The following is a 26,267-nucleotide window of genomic DNA, read 5'->3' on the forward strand; positions in this document are numbered from 1 at the left end:
TCCCCGCGTTCGCGGGGATGAGCGGGTGTTTGTGATGGACAAGGTCGACCTGGACAACGCCGAGGGCCGCAAGGCCTACCGCGACGAGCTGAACGGTGTGGCGCGGCCGTACCGCTGGGCCGGGCTGGTGTTCATCGTCATCGGCGCCTTCGTGCTGTGGGGCTCCACGCGCGGCTGGGCGGGTCTGACCGAGAGCGCCCAGGTCTGGGGCTACGGCGCCCTGGCCATCGGCTGGGTTCTGTTTCTGACTGCGACGTTCCTTCGGACGCGCCACCACAAGCGCCGCATGGCGCGAGGACTGTAAGACATGGTCGGCATTCTCGAAGACAAGGACCGCATCTTCACCAACCTGTACGGCTTCCATGACTGGACGCTGGAGGGGGCGAAGAAACGCGGGGCGTGGAACGCGACGGCGGACATGCTGGCGCTGGGCCGCGACTGGGTCATCACCAACGTCAAGAACTCGGGCCTGCGCGGCCGGGGCGGCGCCGGTTTCCCGACCGGGCTGAAGTGGTCCTTCATGCCCAAGGAGGTGAAGGACCGGCCGCACTATCTGGTGGTCAACGCCGACGAATCCGAACCGGGCACCTGCAAGGACCGGGAGATCATGCGCCACGATCCGCACCTGCTGATCGAAGGGTGCCTGATCGCCAGCTTCGCCATGCAGGCGCACGCCTGCTACATCTATCTGCGCGGCGAATATGTGCTGGAGCGCGAGCGCATGGAGGCGGCGGTCAAGCAGGCCTATGAGGCCAAGCTGATCGGCAAGAACAACGTCCATGGCTGGGACTTCGACGTCTACATCCACCACGGCGCCGGGGCCTATATCTGCGGCGAGGAGACGGCCCTGCTCGAGTCGCTGGAGGGCAAGAAGGGCCAGCCGCGGCTGAAGCCGCCGTTCCCGGCGGGGGCGGGGCTGTATGGCTGCCCCACCACGGTGAACAATGTGGAGTCCATCGCGGTCGTGGGCACGATCCTGCGGCGCGGGGCGGAATGGTTCGCGGGCTTCGGCCGTCCGAACAACACCGGCACCAAGATCATGTCGATCTCGGGCCACGTGAACCGCCCGTGCAATGTGGAAGAGGCCATGTCCATTCCGCTGCGCCAGCTGATCGAGGATCACTGCGGCGGCGTGCGGGGCGGCTGGGACAATCTGAAGGCCATCATCCCCGGCGGATCGTCGGTTCCGTTGATCACCCGCGAAATGTCCGAAGCCGCGCTGATGGATTTCGACAGTCTGCGCGACATGAAGTCGGGCCTGGGCACGGCGGCGGTGATCGTGATGGACCAGTCGACCGACCTGGTCCGCGCCATCGCCCGCATCAGCTATTTCTACAAGCATGAGAGCTGCGGCCAGTGCACCCCGTGCCGCGAGGGCACCGGCTGGATGTGGCGGGTGCTGGAGCGCATGGCCGTGGGTGACGCGGATCCGTCGGAAATCGACCTGCTGCTGGACGTGGCCGGTCAGGTGGAAGGGCACACCATCTGCGCCCTGGGCGACGCCGCGGCGTGGCCGGTGCAGGGCCTGATCCGGCACTTCCGCCACGAGATCGAGGACCGCATCACCAGCTATCGCAACGCGCGCGGCGCCTTCGCCGGCCACGCGATCGCGGCGGAGTAGGGGATGCGCAACGCCTTTTCCCTCATCGCCCTGACGGCCGTGCTGGCCGCCTGTTCACAAGCGGAGGAGCCCGCGTCGGCGCCGGAGACGGCGGCCGAGCCCGCAGTGGTGACCCAGGCCTCGCCCGAGGCGCTGGATCAGGCCGGCTTGCGCGACGTCTGCCGCGCGGCCATCGCCACGGTGAACGAGCTGCCGGTGGCCCTGATCGATGTGGACGGCGTCGCGACGCTGGACGAAGGCGAGGCGGTGAACCTGTCCTGGCGCGCGCCGGTGGACGGGGGCCGCGCCCAGGCCCAGTGCCGGGTCGAGGGCGATGTGGTGGTGTGGCGCCTGACCGGCCTGCCGGACCCCGAGGCCCAGGTGTGGCGCACCGGACTTGCCGATCCGATCGTCCGCTATGTGCGCGACAACGACCAGATCACGATTATCCAGACCCTCCCGGATGGGACGAGTTCTCAGACGCAAGTGTCTGTGAACACTGAAGAAGAGGCCCGCTGATGCCCGTCGCCAAGGTCAACGGCGTTGAGATCGAGTTCGAGCCCGGCATGACCGTGCTCCAGGTCGCCGAGAAGGCGGGGCAGGAGATTCCGCGCTTCTGCTATCACGAGCGGCTGTCCATCGCCGGCAACTGCCGCATGTGCCTGGTCGAGGTGAAGCCGGGGCCGCCCAAGCCGCAGGCCTCGTGCGCCCTGCCGGCCGCCGACGGGCAAGAAATCTTCACCAACACCCCCATGGTCGAGAAGGCCCGCAAGGGGGTGATGGAGTTCCTGCTGATCAATCACCCGCTGGATTGCCCGATCTGCGATCAGGGCGGGGAATGCGACCTTCAGGACCAGTCGATGTATTTCGGCCGGGACGCCTCGCGCTATGCCGAGAACAAGCGCGCGGTCGAAGAAAAGCACATGGGTCCGACCATCAAGACCTTCATGACGCGCTGCATCCAGTGCACGCGCTGTGTGCGGTTCATCACCGAGGTGGCGGGCGTGCCGGACATCGGCATGATCTCGCGCGGCGAGAGCGCCGAGATCACCACCTATCTGGAAAAGTCGGTGGACTCCGAGCTGTCGGGCAACGTCAACGACCTTTGCCCGGTGGGCGCCCTGACGCACCGTCCGTGGCAGTTCCATTACCGCCCGTGGGAGCTGAAGAAGACCGAGACCATCGACGTGATGGACGCCTTGGGCTCCAACATCCGCGCCGACAGCCGCGGCGCCGAGGTCATGCGCGTGCTGCCGCGGGTGCACGAGGGCATTAACGAGGAATGGCTGTCGGACCGCAGCCGCTATGTGGTGGACGGGCTGACGAAGCGCCGTCTGGATCGCCCGTGGGTGCGTGAGGGCGGCAAGCTGCGCCCCGCCACCTGGGACGAGGCGCTGGGCGTCGTGGCCGGCAAGCTGAAGGCGACCAAGCCCGAGAAGATCGGCGCCATCGCCGGGGACCTGCAGGACGCGGAGTCCATGAAGGCGACGCTGGACCTGTTCCGGGCGCTGGGATCGGCCAACACCGATTGCCGCCAGGACGGCGCGGCGATCGGCGGCGGCGAGCGCGAGGGCTGGCTGTTCAACAGCGGTCTGGCGGGCATCGAGAACGCCGACGCCATCCTGATGGTGGGCGTCAATCCGCGCGTCGAGGCGCCGCTGCTGAACGCCCGCATCCGCAAGGGCTGGCTGGCGGGCCGCACCGAGGTGATGGTGATCGGCGAGCAGGCCGAGCTGACCTACGGTTATCAATATCTGGGCGCCGGAACGAAGACGGTCGGCAAGCTGCCCAAGGCGGCCATGGACGTTCTGACCCGGGCCGAGCGTCCGGCGATCATCGTGGGCTCCGCCGCCCTGACCGGCGAGACCGGTCCGGCGGTTCTGGGCGCGCTGGGCAAGCTGGCGGCCAAGGTCGGCGTGGTGGCGGACGGCTGGAACGGCTTCAACGTGCTGCACAATGCGGCGGCGCGGGTCGGCGGTCTGGATATGGGCTTTGTGCCGGGGCAGGGGGGTCTGTCGGCGGTCGAGATGGTTCAGAAGGGCGCGCTGGACGTGCTGTTCCTTCTGGGCGCCGACGAGATCGATGCGTCGAAGTCGAAGGCCTTCAAGATCTATCTGGGCAGCCACGGGGACGCCGGCGCCCACGGGGCCGACGTGATCCTGCCGGGCGCGGCATACACCGAGAAGTCGGGCCTGTATGTGAACACCGAGGGCCGGGTGCAGATGACCGAGCGGGTCGTGTTCCCCAAGGGCGAGGCCAAGGAAGACTGGGCCATCCTGCGGGCCCTGTCCGAGCGCGTGGGCCAGACCCTGCCGTACGACAGCCTGAACCAGCTGCGGGCCAAACTGATGGCGGATCATCCGACCTTCGGCCGGGTGGACTATCTGGCCCCGGCGCGGGTGTTCGGCGTCGACAAGCTGGGCGCCAAGGGCGATCTGGGCGACGTGGTGTTCGCCCCGGCCCTGAAGGACCCGTATCTGACCAACCCGATCGCGCGCGCGTCCGAGACCATGGCCGAACTGTCGGCCCAGCGTTCGGCGCCCCAGCTGATGGCCGCGGAGTAAGTGATGGAAGCGACCACGACATCGTTCTGGAGCACGCCGGTGGGCTGGACCCTGATGACCGCGGGCGGAATCCTGCTGGTCACCGTCGGGATCCTGATCTCGCTGGCGTTCCTGCTGCTGGCCGACCGCAAGATCTGGGCGGGCGTGCAGATGCGCAAGGGGCCCAATGTGGTGGGGCCGTTCGGCCTGCTGCAGTCCTTCGCCGACTTCTTCAAATTCGTGCTGAAGGAGATCGTGGTCCCGGCGGGTGCGGACAAGATCGTGTTCCTGCTGGCGCCGCTGCTGACCTTCGTGCTGGCCTTCATCGCCTGGGCCGTGATCCCGTTCGCCCCCGGATGGGTGGTGTCGGATCTGAACGTGGGCGTGCTGTACCTGTTCGCCGTGTCGTCGCTGGGCGTCTACGGCATCATCATGGGCGGCTGGGCCTCCAATTCGAAATACCCGTTCCTGGGCTCGCTGCGGTCGGCGGCCCAGATGGTCAGCTACGAGGTGTCGCTGGGCCTGATCATCGTCACGGTGATCCTGCTGGCCGGCAGCATGAACCTGACCACCATCGTGGACAATCAGGCGGGCTGGATCTGGAACTGGCACGCCTTCGGCGGCGGCCTCGGCAATCTGCCGCTGCTGATCATCATGTTCCCCATGTCGATCGTGTTCTTTGTCTCGGCGCTGGCCGAGACGAACCGCCCGCCGTTCGACCTGCCCGAGGCGGAGTCCGAGCTGGTGGCCGGGTATCAGGTGGAATACTCGTCCACGCCGTACCTGCTGTTCATGATCGGCGAGTACGCCAACATCGTGCTGATGTGCGCCATGATCACCCTGCTGTTCTTCGGCGGGTGGAACCCGGGCTTCCCGACGCCCTTCCTGGACGGCGCGCCCCAGTTCCTGGCCAACCTGTTCTATCTGGGCGTCTTCCTCTTCAAGACGGTGTTCTGGTTCGCCATGATCGCCATGGTGAAGGCCTTCGTGCCCCGCTATCGCTATGACCAGCTGATGCGCCTGGGCTGGAAGGTGTTCCTGCCCTATTCGCTGGTGGCCGTGGTGCTGGTGGCGGCGTGGCGGGTGTTCGGGGGCGCGATCTGATGCGTATCGGCCTGCCCGTCACTGTGATCTGCGCGGTGCTGCTGACCGGCTGCGGGCCCGTGGTGTTCGGGCCCATGCCGACGCCCGCGCCCGTTCCCGCCGAGGTGGCCCTCGAGCGCCAGGAGGCGCGCGAGGACGCCGCCGCCGAACGCCTGCGCCGCTGCCAGATGGGCGAGACCGGCGTGCGCCGGGACGACCGCCGCTGCCGCGAAGGGGTTCCCAAATGACCGCCCGTCTCGTGACCGGACTGATCGCGGCGGGCCTGCTGGCGTCCTGCGCGCCCTATGAGGCGGAGCCCACGTCCGTCTATCAGTGGGAGCGCCGCCAGGAGGGCATCGAGCGCGCCCACGCCCAGCGCGTGGAGCGTTGCCGCGCCATGAACCGAGACAGCGAGCGCTTCACCCGTGAGTGCGCCGACCTGAGAGAGATCGACTGATGTTGAACCGTATCGGACAGGCCATGAAAGGCGCGCTGCTGATCGACGTGATCGGCGCGGTCGGCCTGTCGCTCAAATACATGATGAAGCCCAAGGCGACGGTGAACTATCCGTTCGAGCGCGGGCCGCAATCGCCGCGCTTCCGGGGCGAGCACGCCCTGCGCCGCTATCCCAACGGCGAGGAGCGCTGCATCGCATGCAAGCTGTGCGAGGCCATCTGCCCGGCCCAGGCCATCACCATCGAGTCCGAGCCGCGCTCGGACGGCAGCCGCCGCACGACCCGCTACGACATCGACATGGTGAAGTGCATCTACTGCGGCCTGTGCCAGGAGGCCTGCCCGGTGGACGCCATCGTCGAGGGGCCGAACAGCGAATACGCCACCGAGACGCGCGAAGAGCTGTATTTCGACAAGGACCGCCTGCTGGCCAACGGGGATCGTTGGGAGCGGGTGATCGCGAAGAATCTGGAACTGGACGCCCCCTACCGATAAGAGGGGCGCCGATTCCACGCATCAGGGTCTGCCGCGTCGCCGTCGGGGGCGGGCAGGGGATTTCACAAGGGCTTCGGGGCGTCCCGGACTCCGCACGGTTTTTGAGAGGGGCTTGGTCCCGCCGATGATACAGGCGATCGCCTTCTATCTGCTGGCCACGGTGAGCGTGGTGTCCGCGTTGCTGGTCGTGACGGCCAAAAACCCGGTGCACTCGGTGCTGTGGCTGATCACCACCTTCTTCTCGGCCGCCGGGCTGTTCGTCATGCTGGGCGCCGAGTTCCTCGCCATGCTGCTGGTGGTGGTCTACGTGGGCGCCGTGGCGGTGCTGTTCCTGTTCGTGGTCATGATGCTGGACGTGGACTTCGTGCAGCTGCGCGAGGGCTATGCGAAATACTTCCCGCTGGCCGCCATCGTGGGCCTGATCCTGCTGGCCGAGATGATCGTGGTGGCGGTGGCGGCGGCCCAGGGCGGGGCGGCGCGCGGCGCCGAGCTGATCCCGGCCACGGACGTGTCCAACGTGGAGGCCATCGGGCGGGTGCTCTACACCGAGTACGTCTACATCTTCCAGGCGGCGGGTCTGGTGCTGCTGGTGGCCATGATCGGCGCCATCGTCCTGACCCTGCGCTACAAGCCCAACATCAAGCGCCAGGACATCGGCCGCCAGGTGAACCGTCGCCAGTCCGACGCCTATGCCAATGTCCAGGCCGAGAGCGGCAAGGGCGTCACCCTGGAGGATCTGAAATGATCGGTCTGCCGCACTATCTGGCGGTCGCCGCGATCCTGTTCACCATCGGGGTGTTCGGCATCTTCGTGAACCGCAAGAACATCATCATCATCCTGATGTCGATCGAGCTGATCCTGCTGTCGGTGAACATCAATTTCGTCGCCTTCTCGGCCTATCTCAACGATATCTCAGGGCAGATCATGGCCATGTTCATCCTGACCGTCGCCGCCGCTGAGGCGGCCATCGGCCTGGCCATTCTGGTGACCTTCTTCCGCAACCGCGGCAACATCGCCGTGGATGACGCGTCCATGATGAAGGGCTGACCGCGTGACCATCGAGACTCTCGTCACAATCGGCGTCTTCGCCCCGCTGCTGGGCGCCATGATCGCCGGCTTCTTCGGCCGCCGGATCGGCAACGTCGCCTCGCAGGCGGTGACCACCGGCCTGCTGTTCCTGTCGTGCGCCATCGCCTGGACCGTGTTCGGCCAGCACACCTGGGGGCACATGGAGGCCTTCACGGTCGAGCTGTTCCCCTTCATCAACGTGGGCGATTTCCAGTCCACATGGTCGGTGCGGGTGGACGCCCTGTCGGCGGTGATGCTGATCGTGGTGACGACCGTGTCGTCGCTGGTGCACCTGTATTCCTGGGGCTACATGGCCGAGGACGACAGTCGGCCGCGCTTCTTCGCCTATCTGTCCCTGTTCACCTTCATGATGCTGGCGCTGGTGACGGCGGCCGACTTCATGCAGCTGTTCTTCGGCTGGGAAGGGGTGGGACTGGCGTCCTATCTGCTGATCGGCTTCTGGTACAAGAAGCCCACGGCCAGCGCCGCAGCCATCAAGGCCTTCGTGGTCAACCGGGTGGGCGATTTCGGCTTCGTGCTGGGCATCATCACCGTGTTCTGGATGTTCGGCACCATCAAGTTCGCCGAGCTGTTCCCGCTGATCGCGGCCCAGTCGGGCGCGGGCTGGGACTTCATCGGCCAGCGCTGGTCGGCGCTGGACCTGGCGGCGTTCCTGCTGTTCATCGGCGCCATGGGCAAGTCGGCCCAGTTCTTCCTGCACACCTGGCTGCCTGACGCCATGGAAGGCCCGACGCCCGTGTCGGCCCTGATCCACGCGGCCACCATGGTGACGGCGGGCGTCTACATGGTCTGCCTGCTGTCGCCGATCTATGAGTATGCGCCGACGGCCTCGCTGATCGTCGCCATCATCGGCGGCATCACGGCCCTGTTCGCCGCCACCGTCGGCCTGGCCCAGAACGACATCAAGCGGGTCATCGCCTATTCGACCTGTTCGCAGCTGGGCTACATGTTCTTCGCGGCGGGCGTCGGCGCCTATCAGGCAGCCATGTTCCACCTGTTCACCCACGCCTTCTTCAAGGCGCTGCTGTTCCTGGGCGCCGGCTCGGTGATCCACGGCATGCACCACGAGCAGGACATGCGGAACATGGGCGGGCTGGCCAAGTTGCTGCCCATCACCTACGGCGCGATGATGATCGGCACCATCGCCATCACCGGCCTGGGCATTCCCGAGCTGAAGTGGGGCTTCGCCGGCTTCTATTCCAAGGACTCGATCCTGGAGAGCGCCTTCGCCTCGGCGGACTACAGCCCCGCGGGCCTGTTCGTGTTCTTCATCGGCCTGTTCGCGGCCGGGCTGACGGCCTATTATTCCTGGCGTCTGATCTTCATGACCTTCCACAACAAGCCGGTGTGGAAGGACGCGCACGCGCCGGTCGAGCATCATCATGACGACCACGCCTCTGACGCCCAGAAGGAAACCCACACCGAGCCGCTGATGGACGACGCCGTGGCCGCGCACACGGGTGCGCACCATGACGCCCATCACGACGACCATCACGACGACCATGGCCATCACGGACCGCTGAAGCCGCACGAAAGCCCGTGGACCATGCTGATCCCGCTGATCGTGCTGTCCATCGGTGCGGTGGCGGCGGGCTTTGTCTTCTACAACTACTTCGTGGGCCACCACGAGGCCGAGTTCTGGCGCGGGGCGATCTTCACCGCCGAGGCCAACCACGTCCTGCACGACAGCCACTATGTGCCGCGCTGGGTGCTGTGGGCCCCCGTGGTGCTGACCCTGCTGGGCACCTTTGTGGCGTTCTGGATCTATGTGCTCAAGGAAGGCATGGCCCGGCGCATGGCCGAGCGGGGCAACATCTTGCACACCTTCTTCTACAACAAGTGGTTCTTCGACGAGCTGTACGACGTGATCTTCGTCAAGAGCGCCCGGGCCATCGGGGATTTCTTCTGGAAGGTCGGCGACGTGAAGATCATCGACGGTCTCGGCCCCAACGGCGCCGCCTGGGCCTCGCTGAAATCGGCCGCGCGGCTGGCCAAGGTCCAGTCCGGCTATGTCTATCACTATGCGTTCGTGATGCTGCTGGGTGTGGCGGGTCTTCTCGCCTTCGCCATCGCGACGTGGGGAGCCTGATACCGTGCCCTACATCCTGAGCATCGTAACCTTCCTGCCGCTGGTCGGCGCCCTGGCCGTGCTGATGGCGCGCGTCATGGCGAAGTCCGAAGAGGCCGCCGCCGGTCCGGCCCGCTGGATCGCCCTGATCGCCAGCCTGGTCGTGCTGGCCGTCTCGGTCGTGCTGGTGGCCGGGTTCGATCCGTCGAACCCCGCCTATCAGTTCGTGGAGATGGTCCCCTGGTTCGCCGGGGCCAGCTATCACCTGGGCGTGGACGGGATCTCGATCCTGTTCGTGCTGCTGAGCGCGTTCCTGCTGCCCATCTGCATCATCGCCAGCTGGTCCTCCATCAAGGAGCGGGTGGCGGAGTACATGATCGCCTTCCTGATCCTGGAGACGCTGCTGATCGGCGTGTTCACGGCGCTGGACCTGTTCCTGTTCTACATCTTCTTTGAAGGCACCCTGGTGCCGATGTTCATCATCATCGGGGTGTGGGGCGGGGCGAACCGCATCTATGCGGCCTACAAGCTGTTCCTCTACACCCTGCTGGGGTCGGTGCTGATGCTGGCCGCCATGCTGTACATGGCGGCGACGGCGGGCACCTCCAGCATTCCCGAGCTGACGGCCTATGACTGGCCGGTCGGGGTGCAGACCTTCCTGTGGCTCGCCTTCTTCGCCTCGTTCGCGGTGAAGATGCCCATGTGGCCGGTGCACACCTGGCTGCCCGACGCCCACGTGCAGGCGCCGACGGCGGGGTCGGTGATCCTGGCGGGCATCCTGCTGAAGCTGGGCGGCTACGGCTTCATCCGCTTCAACCTGCCCATGTTCCCGGACGCGTCCGAGTACTTCACCCCGCTGGTGATGGTGCTGTCGGTGATCGCCATCATCTACACCTCGCTGGTCGCCTTCCGTCAGACCGACATCAAGAAGCTGATCGCCTATTCGTCGGTGGCCCACATGGGCTTCGTGACCATGGGCATCTTCGCCGGCAACGATCAGGGCGTGCAGGGCGCGGTGTTCCAGATGATCAGCCACGGGCTGATCTCGTCGGCGCTCTTCCTGTGCGTGGGGGTGGTCTATGACCGCATGCACACCCGAGAGATCGCCTTCTACGGCGGGCTGACATCGCGCATGCCGTGGTTCGCGGCCATCTTCCTGATGTTCACCATGGCCAATGTGGGCCTGCCGGGCACCTCGGGCTTCATCGGCGAGGTGCTGACCATGGTCGGCGCCTATCAGGTCTCCACCTGGGCGGTGTTCTTCGCGGCCTCGGGCGTGATCCTGTCGGCCGTCTATGCGCTGACGCTGTACCGCAACGTCATGTTCGGCGAGATCACCAATCCTGCGCTGAAGGCCATCACCGACATCGACCGGCGCGAGCTGCTGATCTTTGTGCCCCTCATCATCGGTACGATCTGGCTGGGGGTCTATCCCGCCGCCGTGCTGGACATCACCCAGGCTTCGGTCAGCGCGGTGACGGCCGCCTATCAGACCGCGATCGGCGGATAAGACGACCATGTTCGACATCAATCTCGCCCTTCAAATCGCTGCTCCCGAGGCCCTTCTGGCCATCGGGTCGATGATCCTGCTGATGCTCGGCGCCTATGGCGGCGAGAAGCTGGGCCGCGTGGTCAGTCTGCTGGCCGTCGCCCTGCTGATCGGCGCCGCCGGCGTCGCCGCCAATGCGCCGCTGGGCATGGTGTTCAACGGCGCCTTCGTCTCGGATCCCATGTCGGTCTACGCCAAGGTGGCCATCTATCTGGCCAGCGCCCTGGCCGTGGTGCTCGGCGACGGCTGGACGCGCCGTAACGGAATTGCCCGGTTCGAGTATCCCGTGCTGATCGTGCTGGCCGCCGTGGGCATGGGCATGATGGCTTCGGCCGGCGACCTGATGTCCCTGTATGTGGGCGTGGAGCTGCAGTCGCTGGCGCTGTACGTGCTGGCCGCCTTCCACCGGGACGACGGCCGGGCGTCGGAAGCGGGCCTGAAGTATTTCGTGCTGGGCGCCCTGTCGTCGGGCCTGCTGCTGTACGGCTCCAGCCTGATCTACGGCTTCACCGGCTCCATGCGCTTCGACGAGATCGCGGCGGTGGCTGCGGGCGGCGCCGAGACCGGCCTGATCTTCGGTCTGGTGTTCCTGATCTGCGGCCTGGCCTTCAAGGTCTCGGCCGCGCCGTTCCACATGTGGACGCCCGACGTCTATGAGGGCGCGCCGACCCCGGTCGTGGCCTTCTTCGCCACGGCGCCCAAGTTTGCGGCCATGGTGCTGTTCGCCCGCGCCCTGTCCGAGGGCTTCGGCGGCGCTCACGACCAGTGGGCCCAGGTGCTGGTGATCATCTCGCTGATCTCGTTCGCGGTGGGCGCCTTCGGCGGCCTGGCCCAGCGGGACATCCCGCGGCTGCTGGCCTATTCGTCCATCGCCAACATCGGCTATGCGCTGCTGGCCATCACGGCGGGCACGCAGGCGGGCCTGCAGGCCCTGCTGCTGTTCATGACCTTCTACATGGTCGACACCCTGGGCTTCTTCGCCCTGCTGATGGCCCTGTCGCGCGGCGGTCGGCCGATCCGGCGCATCGCCGACCTGGCGGGTCTGCGCAAGGACAAGCCGGTCACCACCATCGCCATCACGGTGCTGTCCCTGTCGGTGCTGGGCATGCCGCCCTTCGCCGGGTTCTGGGGCAAGTTCTATGTGTTCGGCGCGGCGCTGCAGGCCGGCTACTGGATTGTGGCGGCGCTGGGTCTGGTGGCCTCGGTCGTGGCGGCCTTCTACTATCTACGCATCATCAAGGTGATGTGGTTCGACGCACCGCCGGAAGGCGAGGGGGCGGTGGATCCGTCGCCGCGTGACGCCCAGTGGATCGGCTGGGCCGCCGCGGCCTTCTCGTTCCCGTTGGTGCTGATCGCCCTGACCTGGCTGGAGCCGCTGGCCCGCAACGCCGCGACCAGCTTCGGGGCGGGCTGATTGGCCGAGGCCGCCCCGCGCCTGATCCTCGAGGACACGGACTCCACCAACGCCGAGGCCCGCCGCATGGCCGAGCGCGGCGAGACCGGGCCGCTGTGGATCGTGGCCCGACGCCAGTCGGCGGGACGGGGCCGGCGGGGCCGGACCTGGTCCAGCGAGACCGGCAATCTGGCCGCGACCCTGCTGACCGTGGTGCACCGCCCACCGGCAGAGGCGGCGCAACTGACCTTCGTGGCGGCGCTCGCAGCGGCGGACCTGCTGGACGGGTACGCGCCGCCGGCGCTGGTCAGCATCAAATGGCCCAATGACGTGATGCTGGACGGCAAGAAGGCCAGCGGCATCCTTCTGGAGTCCGGCGCCCACGACAGCGGCGGCCTGTGGCTGGCGGTCGGAATCGGGGTCAATCTGGCCCACGCGCCGGACGACACCGAGCGGCCCGCCACGGCGCTTGCGGACCACCTGCGCGGGGACGTGGCCGCGCCGCCGTCCATCGAGCGGGCGGCCGAGGAGCTGGCGGAGGCGTTCGCGGTGTGGATGGAACGCTGGAGAGTGCTGGGTTTCCAGCCGATTCTGGACGGCTGGATCGCGCGGACGCCGGGGCTGGACGGCCCCTGCACGGCGCGGCTGGGCCATGAGACGGTCAGCGGCCGTGCCGAGGGCGTCGAGCCGGACGGCGCGCTGCGCCTGCGCTTGCCCTCGGGCGAACTGCGGCGCATTTCGGCGGGCGACGTGTTCTTCGGGGAGGCGGCCTGATGCTTCTGGCCATTGAGCAAGGCAACACCAACACCCTGTTCGCGGTGCACGACGGGACCGACTGGATCGCCCAGTGGCGCACGGCCACGGAGTCCACCCGCACGGCCGACGAATACGCCGTCTGGCTGAGCCAGCTGCTGTCCATGTGGGACATCAAGATGGCGGCGCTGAACGGCTGCATCATCTCCAGCGTGGTGCCCCAGTCGATCTTCAATCTGAAGAACCTGTCGCGGCGCTACCTGAACGTCGAACCCCTGGTGATCGGGGACAATGTGGACCTGGGCATTCCGGTGCGGATCACCAAGCCCAGCGAGGCGGGGGCTGACCGGCTGGTCAACGCCATCGGGGCGCATCTGAAATACGACGGCGACCTGATCGTCATCGACTCCGGCACCGCGACCACCTTCGACGTCATCGCCGCCGACGGCGCCTTCGAGGGCGGGGTGATCGCGCCAGGCATCAACCTGAGCCTGCAGGCCCTGCACGAGGCGGCGGCCATGCTGCCGCGCATCGCCATCCAGAAGCCCGACCGGGTCATCGGCAAGGACACCGTGTCCAACATGCAATCCGGCGTGTTCTGGGGCTATGTCTCGCTGATCGAGGGCATGGTGGCGCGGATGAAGGCCGAATGGGCGAAACCCATGACCGTCATCGGAACCGGCGGCGTGGCCAGCCTGTTCGAAGGCGCAACCGACAGCATCGATCACTTCGACGCGGATCTGACTATCCGCGGCCTTCTGGAAATCTGGCGTCGCAACGCCCATCTGAAAACGACATGAAAAAATCAAATCAAGACGAACTGGTCTTCCTGCCGCTCGGCGGTTCCGGAGAGATCGGCATGAACCTGAACGCCTACGGCTTCGGCCCGGCGCATGACCGCAAGTGGATCATCGTCGATGTGGGCGTGACGTTCGGCGACCTGTCGACGCCCGGCGTCGACATCATCGTGCCCGATCCGGAGGCTCTGAAGGGCGAGAAGATCCTTGGCATCCTGCTGACCCACGCCCACGAGGACCACATCGGCGCCCTGGGCTGGCTGTGGCCGCGCATCCAGGCGCCGCTCTACGCCACGCCGTTCACGGCCTATCTGATCCGCGACAAGCTGCGCGAACAGAACCTGCTGCAGGAGGCCAAGCTGCATGAGGTGCCGCTGGGCGGCACGGTCAACCTGGGTCCGTTCGAATGCGAGTTCGTCACCATGACGCACTCCATCGCCGAGCCCAACGGAATCGCCATCAAGACGCCGCTGGGCACGGTGATGCACACCGGCGACTGGAAGATTGACGACACGCCCGTGGTCGGGTCGCGCACGGACGCCAAGGCTCTGACGCGACTGGGCGACGAGGGCGTGCTGGCCATGGTGGGGGATTCCACCAATGTCTTCGTGGACGGCGTGGCCGGGTCCGAAGGCGATGTGGCCGGCGCCTTGGTCGATCTGATCAAGCCCCTGCGCGGCCGCGTGGCCGTGGGCTGTTTCGCGTCCAATGTGGCCCGGGTTCACAGCGTGGCGCTGGCGGCCAAGGCGGCGGGACGGCGCGTGGTTCTGGCCGGGCGGTCCATGCATCGCATCACCGCCGCGGCCAAGCACGTTGGCCTGCTGGGCGACCTGCCGCCCTTCCTGACGGACGAGGAGGCCCGCGTCTGGGCGCCGGACGAGGTTCTGTACCTCTGCACCGGCAGCCAGGGCGAGGCGCGCGCGGCGCTGTCGCGCGTCGCCGACGGCACGCACCCCGTGGTCAAGCTGGGGTCGGGCGATCATTGCATCTTCTCGTCGCGGGTCATTCCCGGCAACGAGCTGGCCATCGGCGATCTGCAGGACCGTCTCGCGGACCGGGGCGTGCGCCTCTACACCGAAAAGGATCACCCCGCATCCACGTGTCCGGCCACCCGTGCCGTGATGAGCTGAAGCAGATGTACGACTGGGTGCGCCCGCGCATCGCGGTGCCCACCCACGGCATGCGCCGCCACCTGATGGAGCATGCCAACCTGGCCAGGGACATGGGGGTCCCCGAGACCGTGACGCCGCGCAACGGCGATCTGGTGCGTCTGGCTCCCGGGCCGGCGCAGATCATCGACGAGGTTCCCTCGGGCCGCCTGTACGTGGATGGCGGCATGCTGGTGACCGAGGCGGGCGAGGCGATCCGCGAACGCCGCCACGCGTCGAGCAACGGCGTACTGGTGGTCAGCTTCGTGCTGGACAAGGGCGGCCGCATCGTCAGCGACATCGACGTGCGCGGCATCGGCCTGCCGGGCGACGAGGGCACCCCGCTGGGCGACGCCCTGGACGGCCTCGCCGAACGGGTCGAGGACGTGGTGCGCGGCCTGAAGGGCGAGGCGCTTCAGGACGAGCTGGTGGTCGAGCAGGCCGTGGCCCGCGCGCTGAAGAAGGCCAGCCAGCAGATCTGGGACCGCCGACCCATCGTGGAAACCATCGTCCTGCGGCTGTAGGTTCGCCGGGCCCGAGCGGAGCGCGCCCATGCCGGACATGCACCAGCTTTCCGCCCGCGGCTGTGAGCGCGCCCGGCGTGCGCTGGAGCGCGTCCGCCATGCTCGCCATCCGCTGCACGGCTGGCGGCGCTGGACGATCATCGCGGTGCAGGCAGCGGTCGGGCTGTTTCTGCTGTTCGCGCTGGTGAACCTGGCTCTGTGGTTCTCCATCGACCGTTCCGGCGGCCCGGTCCGTCAGGCGATGTGGGAGGTTGAGGCGCTGGCTCGCAGCCCCCTGGATGGGGAACAGGCGCCGGACCATGCTTTCACCGCCCTGTACGGCGACGTGCTGGGCGCCGAGCCGGATGTCGGTGAAGTCCGGGACTATTTCGAGGATCAGTCGCGGCGGGAAGAGTTCGTGCTGGAGCACGTCATGACCCAGCGCATGCTCTCACTGAACGACAGGCTGGACGCCAGGGTGTTTCCGTCCGGCGTCTATGTGGGCCTGCGCGCCATGGGGCCGGACGGGGCGCCGATGGTGTACGTCACCCGGCATCTGGCGCACTTCATGTTCTTCCCCCGCCACGCCTATATCCTGGTCGTGCCGGAGCAGGGGGAGGCCACGGTCTTTTCCGCCAGCGTCAACAACAAGCTGGACGAGGACGCGGAGCATCCGAACCACCTGCGCGCGACGCTTCAGGCTTATGATGTGGAGGCCTATGATTTCCCGTCGTCGGGGCAGGCCGTCCATCTGATGACCCGCATCTCGGATGAGGTGGCGACGGACGCGCTGGCGCGTCTGGAGACCGCGGCCCAGCGACTGGCGGAGGCTGAGGTCACCTATGGGGTGCTGGCGCCCAACTCCAACACCGTGATCGGGTGTCTGCTGGAGGACGCTGGCGTCATGACCCGTGCGGAACGCTCGGGCGCGCTGCTGGCGGTTAGGGCGCCGGGCCTCGGCGCAGACTGCGTTTGACGGTGGACAGGCTCGCGCTTTACGCCCAGCCTCAGACTTCGACAGGGAGATCATCATGAGCGCCAGGGTTCGCATCGCGGTTCTTGCAGGGTTTCTGGCCGTCGCGGCCTGTGACCAGCCCGAACGGATCGAGGCGAACGAGGCTGTGCCCGCCGCCGAGCCCACGCCGGCGGCAGCACCGGACGCCATGACGCCCGAAGGTCTGGTGCAGGCCCTGTACATGGAGCCCGCCATCCCCACCGCCGCGCCCCATGTGCGCCTGTACTTCGCCGAACCGCTGGTGGACGGCCTGTCGGGCGAGGAGGGGATCGGCTTCGACTACCGTCTCGACGCCCAGGACGGCGCCATCACGGACCTGATGGTGGAGGAGACCGCCTCCGGCCCCGACGGATCAGCCATCGTGGCGCGCTTCAATCGGGCCGGGCGGCCGGTGTCCATGGCCTATGACCTGTGCCGTCGCGACAGCGGCGAGTGGCGCATCACCAATGTCCGCAGCGTCCAGAACGACTGGAACCTGCGCGACCTCACAGGCGCCGATGCGGGCGAGGATGCGTCGTCGCAGCCTGCGTGCTGAGCCTCGCCCCGGCGCTCCAAACCGGCTAAGCCAACGCCATGATCGGACGTTTGAACCATGTGGGGGTGGCCACACCCTCCATCGAGGCCTCCGTGGCCCTGTACCGGGACCTGCTGGGCGCGACGGGGGCGGGCGAGCCGTTCGACTTGCCGGCGCAGGGGGTGCGGGTCTGCTTCATTGACCTGCCCAACAGCCAGATCGAACTGATCGAGCCGCTGGGCGAGGACTCACCGATCCACGGCTTTCTGGCCAAGAACCCCAAAGGGGGCCAGCATCACGTCTGCTACGAGGTCGAGGACATCATCGCCGCCCGCAACGCCCTGCGCGCCAAGGGGGCGACCATTCTGGGCACCGGCGAGCCGCGCATCGGCGCCCACGGCACGCCCATCGTCTTTGTGCATCCGAAAGACATGGGCGGCGTGCTGGTGGAGCTTATGGAAACACCGAAGGAGCCCCACTGATGATCGGACCGACCACAGCCATCGCCATCTATTTCGTGGTCTGGTGGACCGTGCTGTTCGCCGTCCTGCCGCTGGGCATGAATCAGGGGCCGCGCGAGCGCCAGACCGACGGCGGCGACTGGGGCGCGCCGGTCAATCCGAACCTGAAGAAGAAGTTCATCACCACCACCTGGGTGGCGGCCATCGTCTGGGCCGTGATCCTGGTCATCATCTTCACCGGAATCTTGCCGCTGCCGTCCCTGCCTGGCGGAGGTTGATTTCCGCAATTCGGGAACCGAGTCGACTTTGATTGCCTAATCCCCGGCGCCCCGGCTAAAGGCGTAAGGCTCAGTTACATACGGATTCCCGATGCGTCTTTCGCGCTACTTCCTGCCCACTCTGAAAGAGACGCCGTCCGAGGCGCAGATCGTCTCGCACCGGCTGATGCTGCGCGCGGGCCTGATCCGTCAGGAAGCGGCGGGCATCTACGCCTGGCTGCCGCTGGGCCTGCGGGTGCTGAAGCGCATCGAACAGATCGTGCGCGAGGAGCAGGAGCGGGCGGGCGCCGTCGAGATCCTGATGCCGACCATCCAGCTGGCCGACCTGTGGCGCGAATCCGGCCGCTATGACGCCTATGGCCCGGAGATGCTGCGCATCGTCGACCGGCACAAGCGCGACATGCTGTACGGCCCCACGGCCGAGGAAGTCGTCACCGACATTTTCCGCGGGTTCGTGAAGAGCTATCGCGACCTGCCGCTGAACCTGTTCAACATTCAGTGGAAGTTCCGCGACGAGCAGCGGCCCCGGTTCGGGGTGATGCGCGGCCGCGAGTTCCTTATGAAGGACGCCTATTCCTTCGACGTGGACGAGGTGGGCGCGCGCAAGTCCTACAACCGCATGTTCGTGGCCTATCTCAACACCTTCTCGCGCCTGGGCCTGAAGGCGGTCCCCATGCGGGCCGACACCGGCCCTATCGGCGGTGACCTGAGCCACGAGTTCATCATTCTGGCGGACACGGGCGAAAGCCAGGTGTTCTGCGACCGCCGTCTGGTGGACATGCCGGCGCCGGGTCCGGACGTGGACTGGAACGACCTCCAGTCAATCGTTGATCAACGAACGGCGCTCTACGCCGCCACCGACGAGATGCACGAGGCGGACCGCTTCGACGCCGAGGTGGGCGAGGGCGACCGCCTGACCGCGCGCGGCATCGAGGTGGGCCACATCTTCTATTTCGGCACCAAATACTCCAAGCCCATGAAGGCTATCGTGGCCGGGCCGGACGGCAAGGACGTGCCCGTGCACATGGGCAGCTACGGCGTCGGCGTCTCGCGCCTGATCGGGGCCATCATCGAGGCCAGCCACGACGACGCCGGCATCATCTGGCCCGAGGCCGTGGCCCCGTTCGACGTGGGGATCATCAACCTGCGCCCCAATGACGAGGCGGTCTCGGCCGCCTGCGAGGACGCTTGGGCCAAGCTGAAGGCAGCGGGCAAGACGGTGCTGTACGACGACCGGGACGACCGGCCGGGCGGCAAGTTCGCCACCGCCGACCTGATCGGTCTGCCGTGGCAGCTGATCATCGGGCCCAAGGGCGTGGCCGACGGCGTGGTGGAGCTGAAACGCCGCGCCACGGGCGAACGCGAGACCCTGCCGCTGGATGCGGCGCTTCAGAAGCTGACCGCATGACCGACGCGACCGCCGGGAAGCCCGCCAAGCCCGCCGGGGCGTTCAGTTCCTGGGAGATCGGCCTGGCCCTTCGCTACCTGCGCGCCAAGCGCAAGGAGGGCGGGGTCGCCCTGATCGCCGTGATCAGCTTCATCGGCATCATGCTGGCCGTGGCGGTGCTGATCAGCGTCATGAGCATCATGTCCGGCTTCCGCACCGAGTTGCTGAACCGGATGCTGTCGTTCAACGGGCACATGTACGTGCATGGCCAGGTGCTGCAGGCGCCGGACCGGGACGAGGCGCTGGCGCGCATCCGCGCGGTGCCCGGGGTGGTTAGCGTCACGCCCCTGACCGAGTCCCCGGCCATGTTCACCGCCCATGGTCGGACGACCGGCGGCGTGGTCCGGGGCATCGCGCCCGAGAACCTGAACTCCATGAGCTTCGTCTATCAGAGCCTGGACGAGGAAGCCCGCGCCCGGTTCGGTCAGGGCGACTACGGCGGCGACAACATCCTGATCGGGCAGGCCTTGGCGGATCAGATGGGCCTGCGCATCGGGGATCTGATGACCCTGATCTCGCCCCAGGGCGGGGCCACGGCGTTCGGCGATCTGGGCACGTCCAAGACCTATGTGATCGGCGGCATCTTCCAGTCGGGCGCCGCCGACTATGACCGGGCCTATGTGTTCATGCCGCTGGAGCAGGCGCAGCTGTTCTTCGGCAAGGAAGGCCTGTGGGACGCCATCGAATTGAAGGTCGAGGACCCGGATCAGGTGGCCCGCTATGTCCAGCCGGTGTCCGAGGCGGCGGGGCAGGGTGCGCTGGTCAGCGACTGGCGCAACACCATGGCGGCGTTCTGGAGCGCGCTGAAGATCGAGCGCGTGGCCATGGGCATCATCCTGGGCCTGGTGGTGGCCATCGCCGCCATGAACATCATCTCGGGCATCGTCATGCTGGTGAAGAACAAGGGGCGCGACATCGCCATCCTGCGCACCATCGGGGCCAGCCCGTCGTCGATCCTGCGCATCTTCTTCATGGCCGGGGCGACCATAGGGGTTGCGGGGACGCTGGCGGGCCTCGTTCTGGGGCTGCTGTTCTGCTGGAACATCGGCGCCATCCAGAGCTTCCTCGAGTGGGTCCTGCAGGTGCAGCTGTTCCCGGCGGACGTTTACATGCTGGACGGAGTGCCGGCCCTGGTCGATCCAGGCGACGTGTTCTGGGTCACGGTGTGGTCGCTTCTGATGTCCTGCCTCGCCAGCCTGCCGCCCTCGTGGAACGCCTCGCGCATCGATCCGGTGGAGGCCCTTCGCTATGAGTAGCCCCGTGCTGTCCCTGCGGGGCGTGACGCGCACCTATGACACCGCCCAGGGCGGGCTGCAGGTGCTGAAAGGCGTCGATCTGGACGTGTTTCCGAGCGAGGTGGTCGGGCTGATCGGTCCATCGGGTTCGGGCAAGTCGTCGCTGCTGCACGCCGCCGGCCTGCTGGAGCGGCCCACCGACGGTCAGGTGATGATCGACGGTCAGGACGTGGGCGCCCTGCCGGAGCGGGCGCGCACGCGCATCCGTCTGGCCAAGGTGGGGTTCGTCTATCAGTTCCACCACCTGCTGCCCGAGTTCGACGCGGGCGACAACGTGGCCCTGCCCATGCGCATAAACGGCGTGTCGCACAGCGTGGCGCGGGCGCGGGCGTCAGAGCTGCTGACCGCCCTGGGCCTCGGCGAGCGGCTGATGCACCAGCCGGCCCAGCTGTCAGGCGGCGAGCAGCAGCGGGTCGCCGTGGCCCGGGCGCTGGCCAACCAGCCGCGCCTGCTGCTGGCCGACGAGCCTACGGGCAACCTGGACCCGGCCACCAGCCAGGCGGTGTTCGAATCCCTGCGCGAACTGGCCAAGACCACGGGCGTCGCCGCCCTGATCGCCACCCACAACATGGAGCTGGCGGGCCACATGGACCGGGTCTTCGCCCTGCGCGACGGCCACCTGGAAGAGCGCCCGGCCCAGAGTCAGGCCTACTGAGGCGCTACTTCTTACCCGGGGGGACGGTGAAGGGCGAGGCGACGACGGTGATCGGGGGCTTGGTCTTCTCCGCCTTGGGTTTGCGGATTTCCTTGGTGCTGCGTTTCTGACCCTTGGCCATGACGGGCGCTCCGGCGCCGGCGGCCGCCGGAAGGGCGGGGAAGGGCGTTGGCGTCAGTCTACAGCAGGCTGGCCGCGCCGTCAGTGAAATCCGATGCCCCGCCATCATCGACCTTTCCGATTCTTAACGCCCAAAAGGCGCGACCATCGCCTAGTCATGGCCCACGACGAATCCGGAGGGGCTTCTCATGAAACGACTTTTTGTCACCGCAGCTGGCGCCGTGCTGGCGTGCACGGTGGCCTTCGGCGCCCAAGCCGAAGAGTTTCAGCCCTGCGCCGACTCTGACGAAGCGCCGGAACTGGCAGGATCGCTGTGCGCGGTTGTCACGACCCCTCTGGATCATGGAAGCGACGCTGGCGACAGCATTGAACTGTTCGTGCGGAAGTTCCCGGCGGTCGGACAGTCCAGCGGCCAGGTCTGGCTGGTCGCCGGAGGGCCGGGCGAGTCGGGAGCCTCGTTCTATCCATTTCTCGATACGCTGCGCCGGGCCTTTCCTGACATGGATCTGATCGCGCCGGATCATCGGGGCACTGGCTATTCGTCGAAGCTCTGCCCTGACCAGGAATCTCCGGAAAGCGAGGAAGGCATCGCTCTGGCAGGCTCGGAATGGGGCCCCTATCGGGTCCATCTATCAGGATCAGGCGCGGGCGCACGCCTTCACCATCACCAATGCTGCGCATGATCTATCCAACCTGATCGCGACCTATCGAGCGGACGGGGAGGTTCATGTCTACGCTGTCTCTTACGGCACCCAATTGGCGCTGCGCATGATGCACGTTGCGCCGGTTGAACTGGACGGGCTGATCCTGGACGGACTGGTCCCGCCGGAGAGCAGCATACGCTGGGATCTCAGCCGACGTAGCGAACTGGTGGATCAGGTGGGGCGCAGCCTGCTGTCTCCAATGGAAGCGGCGACCTACGAAAGCGTTCTGGCGGCGGACCCGTCCCCTTGGGCGGACGTCGTTCCCGGAGGCGATCTGAAACAGTTCATGGGCAGCCTGCTGAACTTTCCGGATCTGCGGGCGCGCATTCCCGACATCATCACCGCCTTGTCGAACAATGACGCCAGCCCCCTTCGACGCGCGATCGAAGACCGACAGGCGGCGTTTGCGGCCATTACGGGGTTCGCCCAGTCCGCTTCATCGGCCCCACTGGTCATTCTCATCAGCGCCTCCGAAAACAATGCGCGTCCGGACATCACGCAAGAGGTTGTGCGGACGGAAGCGAGCTCGGCCCTGTTCACCAGTCCACTCCCGGCGTTTCTGGCGAGCGACGTCCTTCCCACTTACGAACGCGACTCCGCTTTCGGCCAGATACCGGCAGCATTGCCGCGCACTCTGGTTGCTCAGGGAACGATGGACCCCAACACCGCCTACGAAGGCGCGCTTGAGCACGTGGCGCTGCTGCGCGAAGCCGGTCCCGTGAGCGTGGCGACCGTTGAGGGCGGCGCTCACCTGCTTCTGTTCGCTGCGCCGGATTGCTTCGTGGGGGCGGTGCGCGCCTTCATGCATGGAGAGACGGCGCCTTCCACGTGCGCCGCCCCTTGACGTGAACGAAGACGGAACATAGAACATTCCCGGAACATCACTTCTGGGGATAAGGCATGACACGTCTGGTTCGGGAATCGCTGTCTCTGGCATCGTGCGCCGGGGTCGTCTGGGTGGTCTGGCAGGTCGCTTTTCTGGTGACGTGACGCGCCCGGGCCCATGAGTGTCGGAGCAAGGCGTGGCGCACGAAGCCGGTAACGGGTTCATCCATCTTCGGGTCAAGTCGGCCTATTCGCTGCTGGAAGGCGCGATCAAGGCGGGCAAGGTGGGCCAGCTGGCGGCCGGCCAGGGCATGCCGGCCGTGGGCGTCGCGGACCGGGCCAACCTGTTCGGGGCGCTGGAGTTCAGCCAGGCGGCGCGGGACGCCGGGGTTCAGCCCATCATCGCCTGCGCCTTGCCCGTTCTGGAGATCGGCGGGCGGATGAGTCAGCGGTGGGCGAAGACGCCCACGGTCGTCCTGATCGCCCAGAACGAGACTGGCTGGCTGAACCTGTGCGCGCTGTCGTCGGCGGCCTATCTGGGCTCCATGGCGCTGGCCGAGCCAGGTGTTCCGTGGTCGCTGGTTGAGCAGCATGCTGAAGGGCTGATCCTGCTGTCGGGCGGGCCGGACGGGCCGGTGGACTGTCTGTTCGCGGGGGGCAAGACCGCCGAGGCGCGGGCGGCGCTGGACGCCATGAAGGCGGCCTTCGGCGACCGGTTCTATGTGGAGCTGCAGCGGCACGGTCTGGACGCCGAGAAGGCCGCCGAGCCCGGGCTGGTGCGCTGGGCCTATGACAGCGACGTGCCTCTGGTGGCCACCAACGACGTCCATTACGCCGAGGCGCGGCAGGCGAAGTCCCACGACGCCTGATGTGCATCGCCGACGGGGCCTTTATCGGCCAGGACGACCGCCGCCGGGTGACGGGCCAGCACTGGTTCAAGCCCGCCGCCGACATGCGGGCCCTGTTCGCCGACCTGCCGGAGGCTTGCGACAACACCATAGAGATCGCCCGCCGCTGTGCGTTTCTGGTGCAGACCCGCGCGCCGATCCTGCCCCGGTTCGACACCGGCGCGGGCCGCAACGAGGCCGACGAACTGGCGCACCAGGCTCGCGAGGGCCTGAAGGCCCGGCTGGACGGCCTGACGCTGGCGGCGCCCGAAGAGGAATACTGGACGCGGCTGGAGTGGGAGGTGTCCATCATCCAGCAGATGGGCTTCCCCGGCTACTTCCTGATCGTGTCGGACTTCATCAAATGGGCCAAGGCCCACGGCATCCCCGTGGGGCCCGGCCGGGGCTCGGGCGCCGGGTCGCTGGTGGCCTGGTCGCTGACCATCACCGACCTTGACCCCATCCGGTTCGGCCTGCTGTTCGAGCGGTTCCTGAATCCCGAACGGGTCTCCATGCCCGATTTCGACATCGACTTCTGTCAGGAGCGGCGAGAGGAGGTCATCACCTACGTCCAGCAGCACTACGGCGCCGACCGGGTGGCCCAGATCATCACCTTCGGCACCCTGCAGGCGCGGGCCGTGCTGCGCGACGTGGGCCGGGTGCTGCAGATGCCGCTGGGGCAGGTGGACCGTCTGGCCAAGATGGTGCCCGCCAACCCCGCCAATCCGGTAACCCTGGCCCAGGCCATCGAGATCGAGCCGCGCCTGAAGGAGGCCCGGGCCGCCGAGGCGTCGGTGCGCCACCTGCTGGACACGGCGCTGGAGCTGGAAGGGCTGTACCGCAACGCCTCGACCCACGCGGCGGGGGTGGTGATCGCCGACCGGCCGCTGACCCAGTTGGTGCCGCTGTATCAGGATCCGCGGTCCGACATTCCCGCCACCCAGTTCAACATGAAATGGGTGGAACCGGCGGGTCTCGTGAAGTTCGACTTCCTCGGCCTGAAGACCCTGACGGTGCTGGACCGCGCGCGGGGCTATCTGGAGCGGCGGGGCGCGGCGCAGGACTGGAGCCGCCTGCCGCTGGATGATGCGCGCACCTATGAGCTGATGGCCTCGGGCCAGACGGTGGGGGTGTTCCAGCTGGAATCCCAAGGCATGCGCGACACCCTGCGCAAGATGCGCTGCGGCTCCATCGAGGAGATCACGGCCCTGATCTCCCTGTATCGACCCGGCCCAATGGAGATGATCGACACCTATATCGACCGCAAATTCGGGCGGGCCGAGGTGGACTATCTGCACCCCAGCCTGACCGAGGTGCTGACCGAGACCTACGGCGTCATCATCTACCAGGAGCAGGTGATGAAGATCGCCCAGATCCTGGCCGGCTACAGCCTGGGCGAGGCCGATCTGCTGCGCCGCGCCATGGGCAAGAAGAAAAAGGAGGAGATGGACTTCCAGCGGGCGCGCTTCGCCAAGGGCGCGTCGGAAAAGGGAGTCCCGGAGGAGCAGTCGGGCGGCATCTTCGATCTGGTGGCCAAGTTCGCCGGTTACGGCTTCAACAAGTCGCACGCCGCCGCCTACGCGATGATCTCGTTCCAGACCGGCTGGCTGAAGGCCAACCATCCGGTGGAGTTCTTCGCCGCCTCCATGAGCCTGGATATCTCGAATACCGACAAGCTGGCGGTGTTCTATCAGGACGCCCGGCGCTTCGAGGTGCCGATCCGGTCGCCGGACATCAACGCCTCCTCGGCCGATTTCGACGTGGCCTTTGACGATGAGGGCAAGGGGGCGGTGCTCTATGCGCTGGGCGCCATCCGTAACGTGGGGCTGGAGGCCATGCGCCACGTGCAGGCCGTGCGGGAGGAGGGCGGGCCGTTCGCCGACATCTTCGACTTCCTCGAGCGGGTCGATCCGCGCAGCGTCAACAAGCGCGCGCTGGAGAACCTGGCCCGGTCCGGCGCCTTTGACAGCATCCATCCGAACCGGCGTCAGCTGTTCGAGCAGGCCGACAAGCTGATGGCCTATTGCCAGAGCGTGGCCGCCGAGCGCGCCTCGTCGCAGGTCAGCCTGTTCGGCGGGGATCAGGCCGGCGCCGCGCGGCCGCGACTTGCGGCGGTGGAGCCTTGGGTTGGGCCGGAGAAGCTGGACGAGGAACTGTCGGCCGTCGGCTTCTACCTGTCCGGTCACCCGCTGGAGGACATGGCCGAGGTGCTGAAGCGCCGCAAGCGCGTGACTTTCGTGGCCGAGGCCCTGGGTCTGGCCGAGGCGGGGCACGAGGCGTTCAACATGGCGGGCGTGGTGCGCCGTCGTCAGGAGCGGGCCAGCGCCCGGACGGGGGAGAAATTCGCCTTCGTCACCTTCTCGGACCCCACCGGCGAGTTCGAATGCCTGTTCCCGCCCGAGCAGCTGCGCGCCTGCCGCGAGGTGCTGGAGCCCGGCGCCGCGGTGCTGGTGCGGGTGCGGGCCAAGGCGGCGGACGGAGAGGTGCGCTTCTTCGGCGATTCCGCCAGCCCCATCGATACAGCCATGGAGCAGGCGGTCGTGGGCCTGCGCATCCATGTGTCGCCGCGCGCCGCCGAGCTGGAGGCCCTGC

Annotated in this window: 25 protein-coding genes and 2 pseudogenes; 26 read left to right on the forward strand and 1 reads right to left on the reverse strand. The window is 67.1% G+C overall.

What is annotated here, in order from left to right; all coding sequences use genetic code 11:
• The 23 genes and pseudogenes from MBEBAB_RS10120 to MBEBAB_RS10230 all read left to right on the forward strand — a co-directional run.
• On the forward strand, positions 1–304 hold a 304-nt coding region (locus tag MBEBAB_RS10120), incomplete at its 5' end, for a hypothetical protein (protein ID WP_242397144.1).
• A gap of 3 nt (positions 305–307) precedes the next feature.
• Positions 308–1,621, forward strand: coding sequence for an NADH-quinone oxidoreductase subunit NuoF (gene nuoF, locus MBEBAB_RS10125; protein WP_021697881.1), 1,314 nt, complete (start codon positions 308–310; stop codon positions 1,619–1,621).
• A gap of 3 nt (positions 1,622–1,624) precedes the next feature.
• On the forward strand, positions 1,625–2,119 hold the full coding sequence (locus MBEBAB_RS10130; RefSeq protein WP_021697882.1) for a hypothetical protein: 495 nt from the start codon (positions 1,625–1,627) through the stop codon (positions 2,117–2,119).
• Positions 2,119–4,164 carry an NADH-quinone oxidoreductase subunit NuoG gene (nuoG, locus tag MBEBAB_RS10135; RefSeq protein ID WP_021697883.1) on the forward strand — a complete coding sequence of 682 codons (2,046 nt, stop codon included), beginning with the start codon at positions 2,119–2,121 and terminating at the stop codon, positions 4,162–4,164. Before MBEBAB_RS10130 ends, nuoG begins: the two co-directional genes overlap by 1 nt.
• Before the next feature lie 3 nt (positions 4,165–4,167).
• Positions 4,168–5,247 (forward strand): NADH-quinone oxidoreductase subunit NuoH, encoded by a 1,080-nt coding sequence (nuoH, locus tag MBEBAB_RS10140; protein WP_021697884.1) that lies wholly within the window; start codon positions 4,168–4,170, stop codon positions 5,245–5,247.
• Positions 5,247–5,474: a hypothetical protein gene (locus MBEBAB_RS10145; protein ID WP_021697885.1), complete on the forward strand. Its 228-nt coding sequence runs from the start codon at positions 5,247–5,249 to the stop codon at positions 5,472–5,474. The genes nuoH and MBEBAB_RS10145 overlap by 1 nt, the downstream gene beginning before the upstream one ends.
• Entirely contained in the window at positions 5,471–5,683 is a 213-nt protein-coding gene (locus MBEBAB_RS10150) for a hypothetical protein (RefSeq protein ID WP_021697886.1), read from the forward strand. Before MBEBAB_RS10145 ends, MBEBAB_RS10150 begins: the two co-directional genes overlap by 4 nt.
• Positions 5,683–6,174 carry an NADH-quinone oxidoreductase subunit NuoI gene (gene nuoI, locus MBEBAB_RS10155; protein WP_021697887.1) on the forward strand — a complete coding sequence of 164 codons (492 nt, stop codon included), beginning with the start codon at positions 5,683–5,685 and terminating at the stop codon, positions 6,172–6,174. The genes MBEBAB_RS10150 and nuoI overlap by 1 nt, the downstream gene beginning before the upstream one ends.
• 124 nt (positions 6,175–6,298) lie before the next feature.
• The gene (locus MBEBAB_RS10160) at positions 6,299–6,919 is read left to right on the forward strand and encodes an NADH-quinone oxidoreductase subunit J (RefSeq protein WP_021697888.1); all 621 of its coding nucleotides are present in this window, start codon (positions 6,299–6,301) and stop codon (positions 6,917–6,919) included.
• On the forward strand, positions 6,916–7,221 hold the full coding sequence (gene nuoK / locus MBEBAB_RS10165; protein WP_021697889.1) for an NADH-quinone oxidoreductase subunit NuoK: 306 nt from the start codon (positions 6,916–6,918) through the stop codon (positions 7,219–7,221). Before MBEBAB_RS10160 ends, nuoK begins: the two co-directional genes overlap by 4 nt.
• Before the next feature lie 10 nt (positions 7,222–7,231).
• Entirely contained in the window at positions 7,232–9,352 is a 2,121-nt protein-coding gene (gene nuoL / locus MBEBAB_RS10170; protein WP_045319179.1) for an NADH-quinone oxidoreductase subunit L, read from the forward strand.
• A 4-nt stretch (positions 9,353–9,356) separates the two neighbouring features.
• Positions 9,357–10,841, forward strand: coding sequence for an NADH-quinone oxidoreductase subunit M (locus MBEBAB_RS10175; protein WP_021697891.1), 1,485 nt, complete (start codon positions 9,357–9,359; stop codon positions 10,839–10,841).
• A 7-nt stretch (positions 10,842–10,848) separates the two neighbouring features.
• Positions 10,849–12,294 (forward strand): NADH-quinone oxidoreductase subunit NuoN, encoded by a 1,446-nt coding sequence (gene nuoN / locus MBEBAB_RS10180; RefSeq protein ID WP_021697892.1) that lies wholly within the window; start codon positions 10,849–10,851, stop codon positions 12,292–12,294.
• Positions 12,295–13,047, forward strand: a complete 753-nt coding sequence (locus MBEBAB_RS10185; protein ID WP_021697893.1) for a biotin--[acetyl-CoA-carboxylase] ligase — start codon at positions 12,295–12,297, stop codon at positions 13,045–13,047.
• Positions 13,044–13,826 carry a type III pantothenate kinase gene (locus MBEBAB_RS10190; protein WP_045319176.1) on the forward strand — a complete coding sequence of 261 codons (783 nt, stop codon included), beginning with the start codon at positions 13,044–13,046 and terminating at the stop codon, positions 13,824–13,826. The genes MBEBAB_RS10185 and MBEBAB_RS10190 overlap by 4 nt, the downstream gene beginning before the upstream one ends.
• Positions 13,823–15,495 (forward strand): annotated as a pseudogene (locus MBEBAB_RS10195) (ribonuclease J). Before MBEBAB_RS10190 ends, MBEBAB_RS10195 begins: the two are co-directional and overlap by 4 nt.
• Positions 15,496–15,523: 28 nt before the next feature.
• The gene (locus MBEBAB_RS10200) at positions 15,524–16,450 is read left to right on the forward strand and encodes a hypothetical protein (protein WP_021697896.1); all 927 of its coding nucleotides are present in this window, start codon (positions 15,524–15,526) and stop codon (positions 16,448–16,450) included.
• Positions 16,451–16,505: 55 nt separating this feature from the next.
• Positions 16,506–17,024: a hypothetical protein gene (locus MBEBAB_RS10205; RefSeq protein WP_021697897.1), complete on the forward strand. Its 519-nt coding sequence runs from the start codon at positions 16,506–16,508 to the stop codon at positions 17,022–17,024.
• Positions 17,025–17,062: 38 nt separating this feature from the next.
• The gene (gene mce / locus MBEBAB_RS10210) at positions 17,063–17,485 is read left to right on the forward strand and encodes a methylmalonyl-CoA epimerase (RefSeq protein ID WP_021697898.1); all 423 of its coding nucleotides are present in this window, start codon (positions 17,063–17,065) and stop codon (positions 17,483–17,485) included.
• A 2-nt stretch (positions 17,486–17,487) separates the two neighbouring features.
• The gene (locus MBEBAB_RS10215) at positions 17,488–17,742 is read left to right on the forward strand and encodes a DUF1467 family protein (RefSeq protein ID WP_045319181.1); all 255 of its coding nucleotides are present in this window, start codon (positions 17,488–17,490) and stop codon (positions 17,740–17,742) included.
• Between the two features lie 91 nt (positions 17,743–17,833).
• Positions 17,834–19,150, forward strand: a complete 1,317-nt coding sequence (gene proS, locus MBEBAB_RS10220; protein WP_021697900.1) for a proline--tRNA ligase — start codon at positions 17,834–17,836, stop codon at positions 19,148–19,150.
• Positions 19,147–20,445: a lipoprotein-releasing ABC transporter permease subunit gene (locus tag MBEBAB_RS10225; RefSeq protein ID WP_021697901.1), complete on the forward strand. Its 1,299-nt coding sequence runs from the start codon at positions 19,147–19,149 to the stop codon at positions 20,443–20,445. The genes proS and MBEBAB_RS10225 overlap by 4 nt, the downstream gene beginning before the upstream one ends.
• The gene (locus MBEBAB_RS10230; protein ID WP_045319177.1) at positions 20,438–21,139 is read left to right on the forward strand and encodes an ABC transporter ATP-binding protein; all 702 of its coding nucleotides are present in this window, start codon (positions 20,438–20,440) and stop codon (positions 21,137–21,139) included. Before MBEBAB_RS10225 ends, MBEBAB_RS10230 begins: the two co-directional genes overlap by 8 nt.
• A 4-nt stretch (positions 21,140–21,143) precedes the next feature.
• Here MBEBAB_RS10230 and MBEBAB_RS16220 read toward each other — a convergent pair whose 3' ends face one another.
• The gene (locus tag MBEBAB_RS16220; protein ID WP_021697903.1) at positions 21,144–21,260 is read right to left on the reverse strand and encodes a hypothetical protein; all 117 of its coding nucleotides are present in this window, start codon (positions 21,258–21,260) and stop codon (positions 21,144–21,146) included.
• Between the two features lie 187 nt (positions 21,261–21,447).
• On the opposite strand from MBEBAB_RS16220, the gene MBEBAB_RS16225 reads away from it, so the two are divergent.
• The 3 genes and pseudogenes from MBEBAB_RS16225 to dnaE form a co-directional block, all read left to right on the forward strand.
• Complete coding sequence (locus MBEBAB_RS16225; RefSeq protein ID WP_021697904.1) at positions 21,448–21,942, forward strand: alpha/beta fold hydrolase; 495 nt, start codon at positions 21,448–21,450, stop codon at positions 21,940–21,942.
• A gap of 73 nt (positions 21,943–22,015) precedes the next feature.
• A complete protein-coding gene (locus MBEBAB_RS16230; protein ID WP_148291506.1) occupies positions 22,016–22,807 on the forward strand; it encodes an alpha/beta hydrolase in 792 nt (263 codons plus the stop codon).
• A 178-nt stretch (positions 22,808–22,985) separates the two neighbouring features.
• A pseudogene (dnaE, locus tag MBEBAB_RS10240) lies at positions 22,986–26,267 on the forward strand (DNA polymerase III subunit alpha); the annotation flags it as partial.

The organism is Brevundimonas abyssalis TAR-001, assembly GCF_000466985.1.
Taxonomy (GTDB): Bacteria; Pseudomonadota; Alphaproteobacteria; order Caulobacterales; family Caulobacteraceae; genus Brevundimonas; species Brevundimonas abyssalis.